Annotated in this window: 17 protein-coding genes; 3 read left to right on the top strand and 14 right to left on the bottom strand. The window is 60.1% G+C overall.

Features of this window, described 5'->3' with window-relative positions; all coding sequences use genetic code 11:
* Positions 1-26: 26 nt before the first annotated feature.
* The 5 genes from LOY28_RS20975 to LOY28_RS20955 form a co-directional block, all read right to left on the bottom strand.
* On the bottom strand, positions 27-1,016 hold the full coding sequence (locus tag LOY28_RS20975; RefSeq protein ID WP_007936172.1) for an ABC transporter ATP-binding protein: 990 nt from the start codon (positions 1,014-1,016) through the stop codon (positions 27-29).
* Positions 1,013-1,813 carry an ABC transporter permease gene (locus tag LOY28_RS20970; protein WP_018925174.1) on the bottom strand — a complete coding sequence of 267 codons (801 nt, stop codon included), beginning with the start codon at positions 1,811-1,813 and terminating at the stop codon, positions 1,013-1,015. The genes LOY28_RS20975 and LOY28_RS20970 overlap by 4 nt, the downstream gene beginning before the upstream one ends.
* The gene (locus tag LOY28_RS20965) at positions 1,800-2,636 is read right to left on the bottom strand and encodes an ABC transporter permease subunit (protein ID WP_169342458.1); all 837 of its coding nucleotides are present in this window, start codon (positions 2,634-2,636) and stop codon (positions 1,800-1,802) included. The genes LOY28_RS20970 and LOY28_RS20965 overlap by 14 nt, the downstream gene beginning before the upstream one ends.
* Positions 2,637-2,641: 5 nt before the next feature.
* Entirely contained in the window at positions 2,642-3,448 is an 807-nt protein-coding gene (locus LOY28_RS20960; protein ID WP_258612481.1) for an alkaline phosphatase family protein, read from the bottom strand.
* Positions 3,449-3,675: 227 nt separating this feature from the next.
* Positions 3,676-4,743, bottom strand: coding sequence for an ABC transporter substrate-binding protein (locus tag LOY28_RS20955; protein ID WP_018925177.1), 1,068 nt, complete (start codon positions 4,741-4,743; stop codon positions 3,676-3,678).
* 351 nt (positions 4,744-5,094) lie between these two features.
* On the opposite strand from LOY28_RS20955, the gene LOY28_RS20950 reads away from it, so the two are divergent.
* Positions 5,095-5,808 carry a UTRA domain-containing protein gene (locus LOY28_RS20950; protein ID WP_007940851.1) on the top strand — a complete coding sequence of 238 codons (714 nt, stop codon included), beginning with the start codon at positions 5,095-5,097 and terminating at the stop codon, positions 5,806-5,808.
* Positions 5,809-5,815: 7 nt separating this feature from the next.
* On the opposite strand, the gene LOY28_RS20945 is transcribed toward LOY28_RS20950, so the two are convergent.
* From LOY28_RS20945 to minC, 7 genes are all read right to left on the bottom strand, one after another.
* Complete coding sequence (locus LOY28_RS20945; protein WP_086945806.1) at positions 5,816-7,969, bottom strand: mechanosensitive ion channel family protein; 2,154 nt, start codon at positions 7,967-7,969, stop codon at positions 5,816-5,818.
* Positions 7,970-8,046: 77 nt separating this feature from the next.
* Positions 8,047-8,223: a hypothetical protein gene (locus LOY28_RS20940; RefSeq protein ID WP_008005668.1), complete on the bottom strand. Its 177-nt coding sequence runs from the start codon at positions 8,221-8,223 to the stop codon at positions 8,047-8,049.
* 248 nt (positions 8,224-8,471) lie between these two features.
* A complete protein-coding gene (locus LOY28_RS20935; RefSeq protein ID WP_018925179.1) occupies positions 8,472-9,761 on the bottom strand; it encodes a M18 family aminopeptidase in 1,290 nt (429 codons plus the stop codon).
* Between the two features lie 256 nt (positions 9,762-10,017).
* On the bottom strand, positions 10,018-10,653 hold the full coding sequence (locus LOY28_RS20930) for an RluA family pseudouridine synthase (RefSeq protein WP_018925180.1): 636 nt from the start codon (positions 10,651-10,653) through the stop codon (positions 10,018-10,020).
* Positions 10,654-10,744: 91 nt separating this feature from the next.
* Complete coding sequence (gene minE / locus LOY28_RS20925; RefSeq protein WP_007940845.1) at positions 10,745-10,999, bottom strand: cell division topological specificity factor MinE; 255 nt, start codon at positions 10,997-10,999, stop codon at positions 10,745-10,747.
* On the bottom strand, positions 10,999-11,811 hold the full coding sequence (minD, locus tag LOY28_RS20920) for a septum site-determining protein MinD (RefSeq protein WP_007940844.1): 813 nt from the start codon (positions 11,809-11,811) through the stop codon (positions 10,999-11,001). The genes minE and minD overlap by 1 nt, the downstream gene beginning before the upstream one ends.
* Positions 11,812-12,012: 201 nt before the next feature.
* Positions 12,013-12,750: a septum site-determining protein MinC gene (minC, locus tag LOY28_RS20915; RefSeq protein WP_026286338.1), complete on the bottom strand. Its 738-nt coding sequence runs from the start codon at positions 12,748-12,750 to the stop codon at positions 12,013-12,015.
* Positions 12,751-12,868: 118 nt separating this feature from the next.
* Between minC and LOY28_RS20910 the strand changes: the two genes are divergently transcribed.
* Together LOY28_RS20910 and LOY28_RS20905 are read left to right on the top strand one after the other, a co-directional pair.
* Positions 12,869-13,801 (top strand): lipid A biosynthesis lauroyl acyltransferase, encoded by a 933-nt coding sequence (locus LOY28_RS20910; RefSeq protein ID WP_018925182.1) that lies wholly within the window; start codon positions 12,869-12,871, stop codon positions 13,799-13,801.
* 35 nt (positions 13,802-13,836) lie between these two features.
* Positions 13,837-15,009, top strand: coding sequence for a patatin-like phospholipase family protein (locus tag LOY28_RS20905; protein WP_111454643.1), 1,173 nt, complete (start codon positions 13,837-13,839; stop codon positions 15,007-15,009).
* A 117-nt stretch (positions 15,010-15,126) separates the two neighbouring features.
* Here LOY28_RS20905 and LOY28_RS20900 read toward each other — a convergent pair whose 3' ends face one another.
* Positions 15,127-15,912, bottom strand: coding sequence for an outer membrane protein OmpK (locus tag LOY28_RS20900; protein ID WP_018925184.1), 786 nt, complete (start codon positions 15,910-15,912; stop codon positions 15,127-15,129).
* A 483-nt stretch (positions 15,913-16,395) separates the two neighbouring features.
* Complete coding sequence (locus LOY28_RS20895) at positions 16,396-17,754, bottom strand: nucleobase:cation symporter-2 family protein (RefSeq protein ID WP_018925185.1); 1,359 nt, start codon at positions 17,752-17,754, stop codon at positions 16,396-16,398.
* Between the last annotated feature and the right edge of the window lie 119 nt (positions 17,755-17,873).

The following is a 17,873-nucleotide window of genomic DNA, read 5'->3' as shown; positions in this document are numbered from 1 at the left end:
TTCTCTCTTCAACATCAGCAAGGTCATCAGGCTACCTCACACAGGGCTGTCGGATCGATGGAAAGTGCCAGGCGCTGACCATCGGGATGCAGATCGGACGCCGAGCGGTTCAGCACATCCACCACCAATTCCACCCCCCGAGCTTCCACCCGATAGCGAATCACGTTGCCCAACAGGCTGTGGCTGCGCACCTGCGCGTCGAGTTCGCCGTTCAGGCTCAGCTCGATGGCCTCCGGGCGGATCGCGATGCGGTGGGTGATCGGCCGTTGCAGCAGTTTGCTGGCGCTGTCGGCGTCCAGCAGGTTGTAGTTGCCGATGAAGCCTGCGGCGAACACGTCGACGGGCGCGGTGTAGAGGGTTTCGGCATCGCCACTCTGTACGATCTTTCCCTGATTCATCAGGAAGATTCGGTCAGACATGGTCAGGGCTTCTTCCTGATCGTGCGTGACGAAGATCGTGGTCAGGCCGAGTTCGCGCTGGATCTGACGGATCTGTTCGCGCAAGTGCTTGCGAATCCGCGCATCGAGCGCCGACAGCGGCTCATCCAGCAACAACAGCCGAGGCCGGGTCACCAACGAACGAGCGAGAGCGACACGCTGGCACTGGCCACCGGACAGCTGATGCGGGTAGCGGGCGGCGAAGTCATTGAGCTCTACCAGTCTCAGCACTTCGGCGACGCGTTTTTGGCTGTCGTCGGCGTTGACCTTCTGCATGCGCAAACCGAAGGCGACGTTCTGCTCCACGGTCATGTTCGGGAACAGCGCATAACTTTGGAACACCATGCCGATTCCGCGTTTCTGCGGGCTCAGTGGGACGAGGTCGTGACCTTCCAGCAGAATCTGGCCACCGTCCACCGAGGTCAGGCCGGCGATGCAACGCAGCAGCGTGGACTTGCCGCAACCGGACGGGCCGAGCAGGGTGACGAATTCGCCTTTCCTGATTTCGCAGTTGATGTCGCTGAAGACGGTGGTGCCTGAGTAATCTTTCTGAAGATGTTGGACGCTTACATAGCTCATTCGCTTTTGTCCTTGTTCAAGATATTGGCCACCCAGGTCAGAACCAGCACAAAGAAGAAGTAGGAAATCACCAGCGCGCTGGTGAAGTGGCCGCTGCTGTTGCGCATGTTGTTGAGGTAGACCTGCAGGGTTTCGTAGCGGGTGCCGACGAGGATGTTGGCGAACACGAACTCACCGAACAGGAACGAGAAGGACAGCAGCAACGCGACCATCAGCCCCTTGCGCAGGTTCGGCAACACCACCAGGAAGGCAGCTTGCCAAGTGCTGGCGCCGAGCAATTGCGCGGCGTCCATCAGGTCGCGCAGGTTGATCGCTTGCAGGTTGTTGGTGATCGCCCGGTACATGAACGGCAGCGCCACGGTGAAGTAGCAACCGATCAGAATCCACGGCGTACCCACCATCGCGAACGGCCCCGAACCGTAGAGCTGCAACAGCCCCACCGACGACACCACCGGCGGCACCGCGAAGGGCAGCAGGATCAGGATGTTCATCAGCGCGTCGAGCTTAGGGAAGTGGTAATGCACCACGAACAGCAGTGGCAGGATCAGCACCACCGACAGAATCAGCGAGCCGATACAAACCAGCAACGACTGACCGAATGCGTCGAGAAAGCGCGGATCACTCCACAGCTGGATGTACCACTTGAAGGTAAAGCCGCTGGGCATAATCGTCGCCGACCAACTGCTGGCGATCGAGTAGATCAAGGTTCCGAGCAGCGGCAATAACAGAATGGCAAACAGCAAATACACGATGACCCGGTGGTAGACACCGACGGGCCCCAGTTCAGCGCGAGACATGGTAGCTCCTCTTCAACAGCAGCTGATGCACGATGGTCACCAGGGTCATCAACGCCACCAGCACCACGGCCAAGGCGCTGGCGAGGTTCGGGTCGAGGGAAATGTCGCCGGACACCATGGCCGCGATGCGGATCGGCAACACGTTGAAGTTGCCGGTGGTCAGCGCGTAGACCGTGGCGTAGGCGCCCAAGGCGTTGGCCAGCAGAATCACGAACGTGCCCAGCAGTGCCGGGGTCAGCACCGGCAGACCGATGTGTCGCCAGAATTGCCAACCGCTGGCGCCGAGCAAGGCGGCGGACTCACGCCAGTCTTCGCGCAGGGCATCGAAGGCCGGGTAGAGCAACAGCACGCCCAGGGGAATCTGGAAGTAGGTGTAGAGAATGATCAGCCCGGTTTTCGAGTACAGGTTGAAATCCTGAATGATTCCGGCCTGTTTCAGCATGATGGTGAAGGTGCCGTTGAACCCCAGCAAGATGATGAACGCGAAGGCCAGGGGCACACCGGCGAAGTTGCTGGTCATGTTGGCGAACGCATTCACGAAGTTGCGCAGTTTCGAGTCGACCCGGCGCAGGGAGTAGGCGCCGAGCACGGCAATGACGATGCCGAATACGCTGGACCAGAAACTGATCTCGAGGCTGTACTGGATCGCCTGCAAATAGAACTTCGAGTTGAAGATTTTGCTGAAGTTGGCCAGGCCCCAACCGAACTCTTCCGATTGCAGGCTGTTGATCATCACCCAGAGCAGCGGGGCGATCTCGAACACGAAGAAGAAAATCGCGAAGGGCACCAGGCACAGAGCGGCCAGCCATTTACCGCGGGTCATGGCATTCACTTGAGCAGCTCCCGGCACACAGGTTTGTCGTGGGGCACGCCCAGCAGTTCGCAGACGGTGCCGCACAGTTCGGTTTGTTTCGGTGCAGCGCCTTGGTTGAAGCTGAAGGCGTCGCCGAGGACGAACAGCGGCACTTCGCGTTCTTCAGGCAGCAGGCCGTTGTGCGAGCGGTCGTTGTTCATGCCGTGGTCGGCGGTCACCAGCACCTGGTATCCGGCATCGAGCCAGCCTTGCAGGTAGTCGGCGAGGATGACGTCCGCCGAGCGGGCGCTGTTGCGGTATTGCGGGGTGTCGAGGCCGTGCTTGTGCCCGGCGTCGTCGATGTTCATGGGGTGGACCAATAGAAAGTTCGGCGCGTGGCGCAGGCGCAGGTTTTCCGCGTCGGCGAACAGGTGCGAATCCGGGTAGTGGTCGTTCCAGTAGAAGTGACCGTGCTGGATCGGCAGTTTCGGGTCGTCGGTGTGACGGTCCCGGGCAGCCACGAACGGTGAACGGTTATACAACTCGCTGACCCAGTGATAGGCCGCGGCGGCGGTTTTCAGGCCGGCGTCGGTGGCGTAATGGTAGATGCTGCGCTGGTTGGACAGGCGCGAGACGTTGTTGTGAACGATGCCGCTGTCGATCGGCGCAACGCCGGTCAGGATGCATTCGTAAAGTGGTCGGGACAGGGCCGGCAGTGCACATTCCAGTTTGTAGAGCGCCGCGCGTCCTGCGCCAACGTAAGCCTGCAGATGCCCCATGGTGTGGCGCGCGACTTCGTAATTGAGGCCGTCGAGCACGACAAGGATGACGTTGTGCTTCATGGGGGGTGGGACTCCGCAAAAAACAGATGATCAAATACGCAACCAATCCCCTGTGGGAGCGGGCTTGTGGCGAGGGGGCTTGTCGGACCGCCGCATCGCCCCGTTGGGCCGCGCAGCGGACCCAGTATCTACGAGCGCTGCGCACTCGAACGGGGGCAAGCCCCCTCGCCACAGGCCCGCTTCCCCATTTGGATCTCCATCGGAGTTCCAAATGGGGATCTACAGGTTTACGGCATATTGATGATGACTTCTTCCTGCCACTTCTGCGGCAGCGACTTGGAGGTCTTTTCCCACGCGTCGGCGTCTTTGATCGGCGTGACCTTTTTGTACTGCTCGTTAGGCAGCAGTTTGGCCTTGACCTCTTCCGGCAGAGTCAAATGCTCGGCGCGAATTGGACGGGCGTTGCCTTTTGCCAGGTTGATCTGGCCAGCGTCGCTGAAGATGTATTCGCGGGCCAGTTTGGCGGCGTTCGGGTGCTTGGCGTATTTGTTGATGATGGTGGTGTAGCCGGAAATCACCGAGCCATCGGATGGAATCAGCACGGTGTAGTCATCCGGATTGGCCATCTTGGCCTTGTAGCTCAGGCCGTTGAAGTCCCAGACCACGCCGACTTCGATTTCACCCTTTTCCATGGTGGCGATCGTCGGGTTGGCCATGGACAGGCGGCCTTGCTTGGCGATGTCTGCGAACAGCAACAGGGCTGGCTGAATGTTTTTCTCGTCACCGCCATTGGCGAGGGCGGCGGCCAGTACGCCGTTGGCAGCCTGGGCTGCGGTGCTTACGTCACCGATGGAGACTTTGTACTTGCCGCTCTTGAGGTCGGCCCATTTGGTCGGTGCTTCGGAACCGTGCAGCAGCTTTTTATTGATGATGAACGCGATGGAGCCGGTGTAGGCCAGTGCCCAGTTACCGTCCTTGTCCTTGGCCCAGTCCGGAACCTGTGCCCAAGTACTCGGCTTGTAAGGTTGCACCACGCCCTGCTTGACCGCGATCGGGCCGAAGGCGGCACCGACGTCGCCGATGTCGGCTGTGGCGTTGTCTTTTTCGGCAGCGAACTTGGCGATTTCCTGGGCCGAGCTCATGTCGGTGTCGATGTGTTTCAGGCCGTATTTCTTGGCCAGGTCTTCCCAGGTGCCTTTCCAGTTGGCCCAGTCATCGGGCATGCCGACGCTGTTGACGGCGCCTTCCGCTTTCGCAGCGGCTTCGAGTGTTTTCAGATCGGTATCCGCCGCCATGGCGGCAGTGCACAGGGCAATGGTCGAGCCTAACAGTGATGCCAGGAAAAACTGTTTCATCCGAAGCTCCTTTGGGCGTTTTCAACGCTGCGATTGCGGTTGTGTTGGTCTAGGTCAGCAATACCTGAGCCAATTTAGGCGTCCTGGATGACATTTTGATGTCGACGACCGGTCGGCCTGAATTTCCTGCGCTCGGATACGCGGGGTGCGAGATAAGCGTAGACCATGGCTAAAGGGCTGATATGAAAGGGACTTGGCCATGAAATTGCAGGTGTCTGAAGCAACCGTTCGGCGGCTTTGTCATCTGTCAGTCATCTGCAGTGCCTAGGCTTGCAGGCAATTGATGGAGCCCGGTTTCAATCGCGGTTCTGCCCTGAATCAGTGCTGGTCTAGTCCAGATAGGTAACGTTGATGCGCATCGAGACAACCAAAGCGGTGACAGCGATCGGGCAGGTTCTGCAAGAACAGCTCGACCACGGGCTGTTGGCGCCTGGGAGCAAGTTGCCGGCCGAGCGCAAGCTCAGTGAGTTGTTCGGTACCACGCGGATCACCGTGCGTGAGGCGTTGTTGCAGTTGGAGGCCCAGGGCCAGATTTATCGCGAGGAGCGTCGCGGCTGGTTCGTGTCGCCACCACGGCTGGCTTATAACCTGATGCAACGCAGCCACTTTCACGCGATGGTCAGCGCCCAGGGGCGGGTGCCGTCCACCGAGGTGATTTCCGCGCGTTTGCAACCGGCGTCAGCGGCGGTATGTGCCTGGCTCCAGTTGCCGGCGCTGTCGAGCGTGATCCAGATCTGCCGCTCGCGACGGATTGACGGGCGATTGGTGCTGTATGTGGAGCACTACCTGAACCCGCAGTATTTTCCGGGGATCCTGGATTTCGATTTGAATCAGTCGATGACCGAACTGTATGCGCGGCATTACGACTTGCACTACGGGCGGGTGCGCTTCGAGATCGTGCCGACCGCGTTGTCGGTGGACGCCGCGGCGGCTTTACGGGTGTCGGTGGGCAGCCCGGGGTTGCGGATTGCCCGGGTCAACTACGATCAGCACCAGCGGCTGATCGATTGTGACCTGGAGTTTTGGCGCCATGATGCGATTCATGTCGGGGTGGATGTGGTTTGAACCCCATCTACGCAGATTGTTCGCCACCGGGGGTGATCACCTGAATGCTCATGCGCGGTGTCGCCAGATCCAGCCCGGCCTCATCCAGATGCCGCTTCAGCGATAAATTGAATGCCCGGGACACTTCCCACTGCTTGATCGGCGCGGTCTTGAAGCGCGCGCGCAGAATCGCATTGCCGGACTCGAAACTTTCGACCCCCTGGATCTCCAGCGGCGACCAGATGTTGCGCCGTTGCAGCGGGTCGGTGCGCATTTTCTGGCCGACGTCGCGCATCAGCTTGATCGCCTCGTCGATGTCCATGTTTGAGGGCACCGCCACCCGGAAGATCGCGTAGCCGAACTCCCGGGAGTAGTTCTTGATGCTTTTGATTTCGCTGAACGGAATGGTGTGGACGATGCCGTCGATGTCCCGCAGGCGCACGGTGCGAATGGTCAGGCCTTCGACCGTGCCCAGGTGACCGCCGACGTCCACGTAGTCGTCGATGGCCAGGGAGTCTTCGATGATGATGAACAGCCCGGTGATCAAGTCGGCCACCAGCGATTGCGCGCCGAAACCGATGGCCAGGCCGATGACACCGGCACCGGCCAGCAGCGGCGTGACGTTCATGCCCATGTTCGCCAGGGCGACGATCAGCGCAATGATGAAAATCGCCACGAACAGCACGTTGCGGATCAGCGGCATCATCGTCTGCGCGCGGGCATTGGCCAGGCCTTTGCGCGAGCGGGTTAGGGCGTGGTGCACGGCGGTGTCGCTGAGAATCCAGATCAGCCAAGCAAAAATCAGCGTGCCGCCGAGGCTGAACAGTTTGACGCTGACTTCATGGCCTTCGCCTTCGGTGAAGCGAATCAGCGACATGCCCCAGACCCGCAGGCCGAGTTCGATGAACGCCAGCCATACCAGTAGATGGGCGAGGGTGTAGAAGAAGCTTTTCAGACGATCCGAATACAGCGCATGGCGCTTGGGGCCGCGTTGAGGCTTGAGTGAATGACGGCGCACCAGCCCGTTGATGACCATGCACAACACCAGCAGCACGGTGCAGATCAGCGACTGACGCAACGCGGTGCTGGTGTCGCCAGCAGAGACGAAGGTGGCGAACAGCGAGATGCCCACCAGCACCAGCGCCGGCAGATACCAGAACGTCCCGAGGATTTCGATCGTGTCGCTCAAGGCGCGGCGGGTCAGGCGCCGAGACAGCGGCTGGTTGCGGATCAGGTGCGCGATGGGCCGGCGGAAACGCAGAATGAAAAAACCTGTGAAGATCGCCGCCAGTACATTGGCGAACGTCGCCGCCGTATGGGCCAGATGTTCACCGAGGCTGGCGATCAGGCGCGGGTCGTTCAGGGCTTCACCGAAGGCGGCGAAACTGCCGATCAGCCACAACGGGCGGAAGGCCTGATGCCGCAGGATGTACAGGGCGCGATGACGATGCGGGCCATCGAGCAGGGAAAACGCGATGACGCAGATCGCCGAGAAACAGGTACCGACCACCAGCGCATAAGCCAGCACCATGGCCAGGCTTTTGCCCAGTGACGAGGGCAGGGCGTAGGTCATGTAAACCGTCATGACCAGGGCGATCATCCACGGCCCGAGTTTGCGCAAGGCAAAGCGCAGCATGTCCAGGGCCTTGGGGTGTTGCGGCAGTTCTTCGGTGAGGCCGAAGCGCATGCGCACTCGGTGGCCGAGCCAGATCAGGGCGGCGGCCAGCAAGCTCCAGACCATCAGGATCATGGCGAAGGCAAATATGATGGGCAGCCATTCATTGGCCGGCAGCATGAGTGCCACCAGTTCATCCTTGGCCAGGTTGACTTCTTCGGACCAGCGAGTGAGGGGGCTGTCGGCGCCGGAAAATTGCTTTTCGAAACTGGCCAGGGTGCCGCCGATCAGGCCCAGCACGCCTTCTTCTGTGGTCGGTTGGGCTTTTTTGCTGACGTCGCGCAGCTTTTTCAGGTCCGCCAGCAGTTTGGTCCGTTGCTGATCGTTTTCCAGCGACTTGATGACTTCGTCCAGCGACTGCCCCAGTGGAGCTTGCGCTTCGGGCTGGGTTTTCGCCGAGCCGCTGAGCAGCCCCGGCAAGCCGGCCGCCTGGGCAGGCGTCAGCGGCAGCAGCGTCATCAGGCAGACAAGGAACAAACAGGGCAGGGCAAAAAGACGAGCGAACACTAGGCGGTCAACCTCGGATGAGCGAATCGGCCGAGTGTACGAGCCCGTCAAAATCAATGCGAGCCGGGCGCGAGGATTTATTCGTTGAGTTTGGCGAGGATCTTGTAGATCACGGTGGCGAGGATCATCAGCATGCCGACCCACATCGCGAACACACCGGCGTTCTTGTCGCGAAAGTTGAAACCGATGGCCAACATGATCATCCCGGAAAGAATCGGGATCAGCATGGCGTGAAACGAAGACATCGAGATCATGGTGACAGCCTTGTCGGAGGGGTTACTGCAAGTCTAGGCGGCTTTCGGGCGGGCGTTGGTGATGTGTGGCAGGAATGGATCGCAAGATCATTGTGGCGAGGGAGCTTGCTCCCGTTGGGCTGCGAAGCAGCCCCAAAACAAAGCAACATCGGCTAATCAGCCAGACCGAGTTTGCCAAGTTACGACTGCTTCGCAGCCGAGCGGGAGCAAGCTCCCTCGCCACAAAAGTTGCCTTTTAATCACAAGGGTTATGGCAATTCGCGGCAGGCGTAAAACGCGCTCAGCACTTTGACCAGGTGTGCCAGGTCATGGCTACCGCACAGCTCGCGGATCGAGTGCATGGCGAACGTCGGCAGGCCGATGTCCACGGTGCGCACGCCCAGGTGGCTGGCGGTGATCGGGCCGATGGTCGAGCCGCAGCCCATGTCGCTGCGCACCACGAAGCTTTGCACCGGTACTTCTTCGGCCATGCACAAATGACGGAAGAACCCGGCGGTTTCGCTGTTGGTGGCGTAGCGCTGGTTGCTGTTGACCTTGATTACCGGGCCGGCATTGAGTTTCGGGCCGTGGTTGGCGTCGTGCTTGTCGGCGTAGTTCGGGTGCACGCCGTGGGCGTTGTCGGCCGAGACCAGCAGGGATTTCTGAATGGTCCGTACGAATTCATCCCCTTCGGGCAACAGGCGACGCAGGGTTTGCTCAAGCATCGGACCGTCGGCGCCACAGGCCGAGCAGGAACCGACTTCTTCGTGATCGTTGCAGACCAGCACGCAGGTTTCGTCGGTTTCGGTCGTCAGCAATGCTTGCAGGCCGGCGTAGCACGACAACAGGTTGTCCAGGCGAGCGCCCGCGATGAAATCGCCATGCAGGCCGATGACGGCAGCACTTTGGGTGTCGTAGAAGCTCAGCTCGTAATCGAGCACCACATCGGCGTTCAGGCCATGTTCGCGGGCCAGCTGATCGGTGAGCACGGCGCGGAAGTCCACGCGTTCGTCACCGGCGAATTGCGCGAGAATCGGCGGCAGCTCGGTCTGGGCATTGATCGCCCAGCCCATGTTGGCTTCACGGTTGAGGTGAATGGCCAGGTTCGGAATGATTGCAACGGGAGCCTTGAAGTCGATCAACTGGCTCTCGACCTTGCCATCGCGACGGAAGGTCACGCGGCCGGCCAACGACAGATCGCGGTCGAACCACGGCGCCAGCAGTGCACCGCCATAGACTTCGACGCCCAATTGCCAGAAGCCCTGGCGTTGCAGTTCCGGCTGGGGTTTGACCCGCAGGCACGGGCTGTCGGTGTGCGCGCCAACCAGGCGAATGCCGCCATGCAGGGGCGAATGACGGCCCATTTTGAACGCGACGATCGAAGAGTCGTTACGGGTGACGTAGTAACGGCCATTGGCTTCGGTGGTCCAGGGCTCGCGCTCGTCGAGGCGCACAAAACCGGCCGCTTCCAGGCGCTGGACAAGGCTGGCGGTGGCATGGAACGGGGTAGGGGAGGCCTTGAGGAAGTCGATCAGGCCTTGGTTCAACTCTTCGCGCATAAGAAGCTCCAGACAGCAGTGGCGCCAGTTTAACGTATTGAAAGCGCAAAGTGCGGCGGGCCTGATGTTGGCGGCGCGTGAGATTTAATGTGGCGAGGGAGCTTGCTCCCGCTCGGCGGCGCAGCGGCCGCAAATCCTGCTTGCGCGGTGTGCCCGACAGAATACGGTCGCTGGTTTTGGGAGTGCTCCGCACTCCAGCGGGAGCAAGCTCCCTCGCCACAACAGCCCCCTCGACACCGAAGCCTGGGCACCACCGTTAGAACGGTGCCGGGCACTCGAAGCGCAGGCGTTCGCCGCTTTGCGGATGAGTGAAGCTCAGCATGCTCGCGTGCAGGCACAGGCGTGGCCAGGCAGCCAGGGCTTGCGGATGGGCGTAGAGCCCGTCACCCAGCAGCGGGTGGCCGATGGAGAGCATGTGCACGCGCAACTGGTGAGAACGGCCGGTGATCGGCGTCAGCTCGACGCGGCACCAGTCGCCACAACGCTCCAGTACACGCCAGAAGGTCAGGGCGTGCTTGCCGAATTCGTGGTCCACCACATGCCGTGGCTTGGTCGGCGGATCGTAGCGCAGGGGCAAATCGATGCTGCCACTGTCCAGTTCCGGTTGTCCCCAGCACAGGGCGGTGTAGGCCTTTTCGGTTTCGCGGTCGTGAAATTGCCGAGACAGCTCGCGATGAGTGTCCGGGTCACGGGCCAGCAGAATGATGCCGGAGGTTTCCCAGTCCAGCCGATGGACAATTCGCGCTTCCGGGTAGCCGTTTTCTTGCAGGCGCGTAATCAGGCAGTCCTTGTTGTCATCGGCCCGTCCGGGGACGGAGAGCAACAGGGTCGGTTTATCCACCACCAGTACGGCGGCGTCCTGATAGATGATGCGGATGTTGGACAACGGCATTAAAACAGCCTCGTAACAAACGCCAACGGCGACTCAGGCCCCCTCCAGTCATGGAAGGGCCCTGAGCCGCCGTGGCTCCCGCCGGATCGACTCAGCGATCGGGCAGGGTGATATTGAGTTCCAGAATCGAGCAGCTGCCCTGGTTTTCCAGAGCGACGTGCACGTCATCGGACCCGATATTGACGTACTTGCGGATCACTTCCACCAGTTCCTTCTGCAAGGCTGGCAAGTAGTCCGGCGTACTGCGTTGGCCGCGTTCATGCGCCACGATGATCTGTAGACGCTCTTTCGCTACCGAGGCGGTACTGGGCTTTTTGTTGGCACGAAAGAAGTCAAAAAGGTTCATTACCTACCTCCAAAAAGTCGCTCGAAGAATCCCTTCTTCTCGACATCGAGGAAACGATGGTCCACGGTCTTGCCCAACAGACGATCGACAGCATCGCTGTACGCCTGGCCGGCGTCGCTCTGGTCGTCGAGAATCACCGGCACGCCCTGGTTGGAGGCTTTGAGGACGGCTTGCGATTCCGGAATCACGCCCAGCAGGGTCACCGCGAGGATTTCCTTGACGTCTTCGACGCCGAGCATTTCGCCGTTGACGACGCGCGTAGGGTTGTAGCGGGTCAGCAACAGGTGTTCCTTGATCGGGTCTTCGCCGTTTTCGGCGCGACGGGACTTGCTGGCCAGCAGGCCCAGCATGCGGTCCGAGTCACGTACGGAGGAGACTTCCGGGTTGGTCACGACGATCGCTTCATCAGCGAAGTACATGGCCAGGTGGGCACCTTTCTCGATACCGGCCGGGGAGTCGCAGACCACGAATTCGAAGTCTTCTTTCAACTGCATCAGGACTTTTTCTACGCCTTCCTGGGTCAGCGCGTCTTTGTCGCGGGTCTGACTGGCGGCCAGCACGTAGAGGTTTTCCAGGCGCTTGTCTTTGATCAGGGCCTGTTGCAGGTTGGCTTCGCCGTTCACCACGTTGACGAAGTCATACACCACGCGGCGCTCGCAACCCATGATCAGGTCGAGGTTACGCAAGCCGACGTCGAAGTCGACGATAACTGTTTTGTGACCACGCAGAGCGAGGCCGGTACCGATAGCGGCGCTGGTGGTGGTCTTACCCACACCACCCTTGCCGGATGTAACCACGAGAATCTTGGCCAAGGTGTTTTACCCCTAAGGAAAAAGGACGTTTAGCCCCTGAAAAACATCTCTTGAAAAACTACTGCAGTCGGACAGCCTTGGCTGGAATCCGGTTTTGAGCGGTATCTACCCCCGGTAAACACTGCTTTTAGCCTTTTTCCTACTTCGTTTGAGCCGTTTTCGCTACGTTTTAGAGATGCTTGGAAAATGCGGCAGTATCCGTTAAAGCCGAATGATGTTCAACACGTCACCCGACAGGCTGACTTGTACTCCGGCGCCCCACAATGGATCGCGGCGCAGGTCCTCGGAAACCTTGTAGTGACCGGCGATGGAGACCAGTTCAGCGGTCATTTGCTGACAGAAAATCCTGGCTTTCGTATCACCTTTGACGCCGGCCAGCACACGACCGCGCATCGCGCCGTATACATGGATGTTGCCGTCGGCGAGAAGTTCCGCCCCCGGGCTGACCGACGAAATCACCACCAGATCGCTGCCCTGGGCATAAATCTGCTGGCCACCACGTACTGGCGACGTGATGATTTTTGTCGGTTTGATGGTCGGCTCCGGTGGTTTTTCCGGTTTCTTCGCCACGACGCCTTCGAGCGGGTCGAGCGGGCGTTCCCGCGCGCCGGACGGCGGCAGCACTGGCAGATCGACCGCAATGGCGGCGGCGATGTCTTCAATGCGGCTGGCACGGATCGCCAGGGTGCGCAGGCCATGCTGGCGGCAGATGCGCATCAATCCCGGCAGGTCGACCGAGCCTTCGCTGGCCGGGAGTTTGTCCAGGGCCAGTACCAGCGGCGCATTACTGAAGAAGTTGGGCGCCTGGGCGACCTTGGCGGCCAGTTGCCGATCAAGGTTCACGAGGTCGTTACGGGCCAGTTCCAGCACCGTAATGGCCAGCATGCTGCCCTTCAACTGGAACACGGGATCTTGGTCTAGCGGTTCGGTTTGGCTCATGGTCGGCATACAACGGCTTGTCACTAAAAGTGCCGAGACTTATAACGAGAACGCCCGCAGGCCGCAAGCCGGGTCGAACGATGTAGAATGCGCGGCCATTAACTTTCCGGAACCTTTAATGGAACGCCCGCGATTTCGAACAGCATTTCTTTCTCCGCGTTTCTGGCCGCTGTGGTGTGGCCTGGGGCTGTTGTGGCTGATTGTGCAGTTGCCGTATCCGGCGTTACTGGCGATCGGTCGCGCCCTGGGCGCATTGATGTACCGAGTGGCCGGCGACCGACGGCGCATTGCCAAGCGCAATCTTGAGCTGTGTTTCCCTGAAAAATCCGCTGCCGAGCGCAAACGCCTGCTCAAGGAAAACTTTGCTTCCACCGGCATCGCCTTCTTCGAGATGGCCATGAGCTGGTGGTGGTCGCGCAAGCGTCTGGCGAAACTGGCCCATGTCGAAGGCCTGGAGTATTTGAAACAGGCTCAGGCGCAAGGCAAGGGCGTGATTCTGATGGCTGTGCACTTCACCACGCTGGAGATCGGCGCAGCGTTGCTCGGTCAGCAACACACCATCGATGGCATGTACCGCGAACACAAGAATCCGCTGTTCGACTTCATCCAGCGCCAAGGCCGCGAGCGGCATAACCTCGACTCGCTGGCGGTGGAGCGCGACGACGTGCGGGGCATGCTCAAACTGCTGCGCGCAGGGAGAGCGATCTGGTACGCACCGGATCAGGACTACGGCGCCAAGCAAAGTATCTTCGTGCCGCTGTTCGGGATTCAGGCGGCAACTGTCACCGCCACCAGCAAATTCGCACGCTTGGGCAAGGCGCTGGTGGTGCCGTTCACCCAGGAGCGCCTGGCTGACGGCAGCGGTTATCGACTGGTGATTCATGCCCCGCTCGAAGGCTTTCCCGGCGAGACGGAAGAGGCCGATTGCATTCGGATCAACCAATGGGTGGAGGGTGCGTTGCGCGAATGTCCGGAGCAATATCTCTGGGCGCATCGCCGCTTCAAGAGCCGCCCACCGGGCGAGCCGAAACTGTACGCCAAACGCGGTTGAGTCACCGATCCCTTTAAGCACCATGGAGTGTTGCAATGAGTCCTGCTGAACCGGTTACAGGGTTGATTCTTTCCGGCGGTGGGGCTCGTGCGGCCTATCAAGTAGGCGTGCTGGCAGCGATTGCCGAGCTGCTGCCGATGGGGGCGACGAATCCGTTTCCGGTGATCGTCGGCACCTCGGCCGGTGCGATCAATGCGGTCAGCCTGGCCAGTGGGGCGATGGATTTTCGGAGTGCGATCGAGCGTCTGACGGCCTTCTGGCAAGGTTTTCGCAGCCATCTGGTATTACGCAGCGATTGGCCGGGGGTGATTCATCAGGCCGCCCGTTTTGTCAGTCACAACCTGATGGGCATTGGCTCGCCGGTGCCGGTGGCCCTGCTTAACAGTTCGCCGCTGCGCCGCTTGCTCAATCACAAACTGCACATGCCCGGGATTGCCGAAGCGATTGCGCAGAAGCAATTGCGGGCCGTAGCGGTTACAGCGTTCGGCTACGAGTCCGGCCAGGCCGTCACGTTTTATCAGGGCGGCGGCACCATCGAATCCTGGTTGCGCCATCGGCGAGTCGGCGTGCCGACCCAACTGACTGTCGACCATCTGCTCGCCAGTTCCGCGATTCCGTTGCTGTTCGCACCGGTAAAAATCGGCGAAGAATATTTCGGCGATGGCGCGGTGCGTCAATCGGCACCGATCAGCCCGGCCCTGCACCTGGGCGCCAGTCGCGTGCTGGTGGTGGGCGTCAGCGGCAACCCGCGCGGGATCGATCCGCAACAGCCGCTGCAACGTGCCTACACCGGTCAGCAGCCGACCCTGGCGCAAGTCGGTGGGCACCTGCTCAACAGTACGTTCATTGACAGCCTGGAAAGTGACATCGAGTTGTTGCAGCGTCTGAACCAGTTCAGCCATCTGCTGCCCGATGGCATCTCGAGTCGTGCATTGGGAGCGGCGCCAGTGGATGTGTTGGTGATTTCACCGAGTCAGCCGATCGATGAAATTGCCGCGCGGCATCGCCAGGAACTGCCGGCAGCCTTGCGCCTGTTTTTACGCGGGCCGGGGGCGACCAAGACCAGCGGGGCAGGGGTGCTGAGTTATCTGCTGTTCGAGGCGGGGTATTGCAGCGAATTGATTGATCTGGGGCGGCGCGATGCGTTGGCCAAGCGCGATGAGCTGTGCCGGTTTCTGGGGTTGGTGGAGCCTGCGGTTCCGGCTTGAGATTTGCGGTGTGGCTGTTCGCGGGCAAGCCTCGCTTCTACGGATTTGAGTCGTTCACATAACCGGTGAACGACACAAGACCTGTAGGAGCGAGGCTTGCCCGCGAAGCTTTTACGATCAGAAGTGGAACTTCACCAGCAAGCTCGTGTTGCTCTGATCGGTCTTGAAGTACTGACTGTCCCTGATCCCGTACTTGTCCGACCAATAGTCGTACTCGACACCCACATACAACTGCTTCTCGCCAATGTTCAGCGCTTTGCCCAAGTCGTATTTGATCTGCGGGTTGAAGTGCAGGTTGGCGTGGTAGGTGCCTTTGCTGTTCTTGTCGTTGTCGACCACCCAGTCCATGAAGCCATCGATCAGGATGTTCGAATCGCCCACCGGAATGGTGTAGGACCAGACCGGGGTGATCTGCCAGACGTTGTCACCCGGGCGGCTGCCTTCGGTGTGACGCTGGTAGAAGTTCAGCTGGAAGTAGTCGAAGCCAGGAATCGCCAGGTCGAAACCAGGACCGATCAGGTAAGACTCGGTATCGCCTTCACCAAACTCGTACGTCATGGCCAGCAGCACGTCCTTGACCGGACCGAACTCCAGTTTCTGGTCGAAGATTTTGCCAAACGACAAGCGCGGGCTGATTTCGCCGTAGTAGGTGTTCGAACCGACGCCGGGGTCGTCCTTGCCGTTGTAGAAAATCTTGTCGACGAACATGAAGTTGTCGCCGTATTTCCATGCATCGGCGTGCTCGAAAGTGACGGTTTGCTGAATGCGCGGGTTGACCTGGAAGTCCTTGCCATAGAGGTAGGTCAGGCTGTTGTTCTGCCATTGCAGCAAGTCGCCGGCCATGGCCTGGCCCCCGGCCAGCAAGGATCCCGCGAGCATCAGGCTGGTGCACGTACGTTTCATTCGGTTGCTCCCAAAAAGTAGGTGGTTCCACGTTATTTTTCTAAGGTCGGCGCTCTGGTGTGGCGCCTTTTCTTGCTGCTGTAAAAAAATCATCCATTCGGTCAGCTTTGGTGCTGTTAGCAAGAGCTGAGCCAAGGCTTTCAAAAAGCCAAAAAATGCCCGTTCGGCTGTTCTAAAACAGTCGATTGAGCGTCTTTTCGGGAAGCCTTGATACTGCCCGGAGCCGGGGTAAGTTGGCTTTCCGGTCAGGAATTAAATCCGGGCTTTTTTTTAGACCGGATTCGGGCGGCCGCGGAGAATACTGACTCCTTGGCCAGGTCTCAAGTGCCCCGCAACAGAGCACTGGCGACAGGTGTGGGGCATTGCTGAACGACAGACTTGTCTGGGTACGAATCATCTGTTGCTCCCTCTTGTTTTTATTGTTTGAGGTGCAGGCAGCCACCCCTGTGGGAACTCGCCACAGGGTGTGTGCTTTGTACTGTGTCAGTGCGTGTGGGCGTGGCAGTCGTTGACGGCTGCGCGTTCGTGACCGCCGAGGATGTTGAACAACAGGTTCAATGCCAGGGCGCTAAGCGTGGCCATGGCGATGCCACTGTGGGTGATCGGGCTCATCCACATCGGCAGGTGGGCGAAGAATTCCGGACGCACCACCGGGATCAGCCCCATGCCGATACTCACCGCCACCAGCAACTGGTTGCGCCGGTCACCGATGTCGGCCTCCTGGAGAATCTTGATCCCGGTGGCGGCGACCATGCCGAACATCGCAATCGCCGCGCCGCCGAGTACCGCCGGAGGTATCGATGCCACCAGGAACGCGGCTTTCGGCAGCAGGCTCAGCACGATCAGTAAGCCACCGGCGACGATGGTCACCGAGCGGCAACGTACGCCGGTCATTTGTACCAGGCCGATGTTCTGAGCGAATGAGGAGTGGGTGAAGGTGTTGAAGAAGCCGGCGAAAAACGAAGCACCGGCATCGCACAGCAAGCCGCGACGCAGCATCCGCGGCGTGACGTCCTGGCCGGTGATTTTGCCCAGCGCGAGGAACATCCCGGTGGACTCGACGAAGATGATTACCACCACCAGGCACATGGACAGAATCGGTGCGAGCTCGAATTTCGGCATGCCGAAATGCAGCGGGGTGACGATTTGCAGCCACGGCGCCTGGTCCATGCCGCTGAGGTCGACCATGCCGATCACGCCGCAAATCGCGTAACCCAGGCACATGCCGATCAGCACCGAGATGTTGACCCAGAATCCGCGCATGAAGCGGTGGACCAGCAGAATGGTGGCCAACACCAGTGCAGCAATGGCCAGGTAGACAGGTGAACCGAATTGAGCCGCGCCAGCGCCGCCACCGGCCCAGTTCACGGCTACAGGGAACAGCGATAAACCGATCGAGGTGATGACAGTGCCGGTCACCAGCGGCGGGAAGAAGCGCACGACCTTGGACATGAACGGTGCGATGAGCATGCCGAAGAAACCGGCGGCAATGGTCGCGCCGAAAATCCCTTGCAGGCCGATGCCGGGCATGCCGGCCATGGCCACCATGCTGCCGACCGCGGCGAAACTGGCGCCCATCATCACCGGCATGCGAATGCCCATCGGGCCGATGCCCAGCGACTGGACGATGGTGGCAATGCCAGCCACCAGCAGGTCGGCGTTGATCAGGAAGGCGATTTCTTCACGGTTCAGGCCGGCGGCCTGCCCGATGATCAGCGGCACTGCAATGGCGCCGCCGTACATCAGCAGAACGTGTTGCAGGCCGACCAGAATCAGTTGCACAAGGGGTAAACGTTGAATGGCGGGTGCGTCGGGGATGCGCGCTTCGGATAGCTCGGACATGCAACACCTCGGATCTTTTTTATTCTTGTGATTTTTGTATCAGGGGGACCGCAGTGCGGCCGTTCGCGGGCAAGCCTCGCTCCTACAGGGATTGTGTTGACCTTGTAGGAGCGAGCGGG

It is taken from the genome of Pseudomonas sp. B21-017, assembly GCF_024749245.1.
Classification (GTDB): domain Bacteria; phylum Pseudomonadota; class Gammaproteobacteria; order Pseudomonadales; family Pseudomonadaceae; genus Aquipseudomonas.
This window is presented reverse-complemented; position numbering and strand designations above follow the sequence as displayed.

Excerpts from the sequence above, each read along its gene's own strand:
- LOY28_RS20910 (WP_018925182.1), top strand. The coding sequence starts at position 12,869 with ATGGAACGCCCGCGATTTCGAACAGCATTTCTTTCTCCGCGTTTCTGG.
- LOY28_RS20940 (WP_008005668.1), bottom strand. The coding sequence starts at position 8,223 with ATGATCTCGATGTCTTCGTTTCACGCCATGCTGATCCCGATTCTTTCC.
- minE (WP_007940845.1), bottom strand. The coding sequence starts at position 10,999 with ATGAACCTTTTTGACTTCTTTCGTGCCAACAAAAAGCCCAGTACCGCC.
- LOY28_RS20960 (WP_258612481.1), bottom strand. The coding sequence starts at position 3,448 with ATGAAGCACAACGTCATCCTTGTCGTGCTCGACGGCCTCAATTACGAA.
- LOY28_RS20965 (WP_169342458.1), bottom strand. The coding sequence starts at position 2,636 with ATGACCCGCGGTAAATGGCTGGCCGCTCTGTGCCTGGTGCCCTTCGCG.
- LOY28_RS20900 (WP_018925184.1), bottom strand. The coding sequence starts at position 15,912 with ATGAAACGTACGTGCACCAGCCTGATGCTCGCGGGATCCTTGCTGGCC.
- LOY28_RS20905 (WP_111454643.1), top strand. The coding sequence starts at position 13,837 with ATGAGTCCTGCTGAACCGGTTACAGGGTTGATTCTTTCCGGCGGTGGG.
- LOY28_RS20970 (WP_018925174.1), bottom strand. The coding sequence starts at position 1,813 with ATGTCTCGCGCTGAACTGGGGCCCGTCGGTGTCTACCACCGGGTCATC.
- LOY28_RS20895 (WP_018925185.1), bottom strand. The coding sequence starts at position 17,754 with ATGTCCGAGCTATCCGAAGCGCGCATCCCCGACGCACCCGCCATTCAA.
- minC (WP_026286338.1), bottom strand. The coding sequence starts at position 12,750 with ATGAGCCAAACCGAACCGCTAGACCAAGATCCCGTGTTCCAGTTGAAG.
- LOY28_RS20955 (WP_018925177.1), bottom strand. The coding sequence starts at position 4,743 with ATGAAACAGTTTTTCCTGGCATCACTGTTAGGCTCGACCATTGCCCTG.
- LOY28_RS20975 (WP_007936172.1), bottom strand. The coding sequence starts at position 1,016 with ATGAGCTATGTAAGCGTCCAACATCTTCAGAAAGATTACTCAGGCACC.
- LOY28_RS20935 (WP_018925179.1), bottom strand. The coding sequence starts at position 9,761 with ATGCGCGAAGAGTTGAACCAAGGCCTGATCGACTTCCTCAAGGCCTCC.
- LOY28_RS20930 (WP_018925180.1), bottom strand. The coding sequence starts at position 10,653 with ATGCCGTTGTCCAACATCCGCATCATCTATCAGGACGCCGCCGTACTG.
- LOY28_RS20950 (WP_007940851.1), top strand. The coding sequence starts at position 5,095 with ATGCGCATCGAGACAACCAAAGCGGTGACAGCGATCGGGCAGGTTCTG.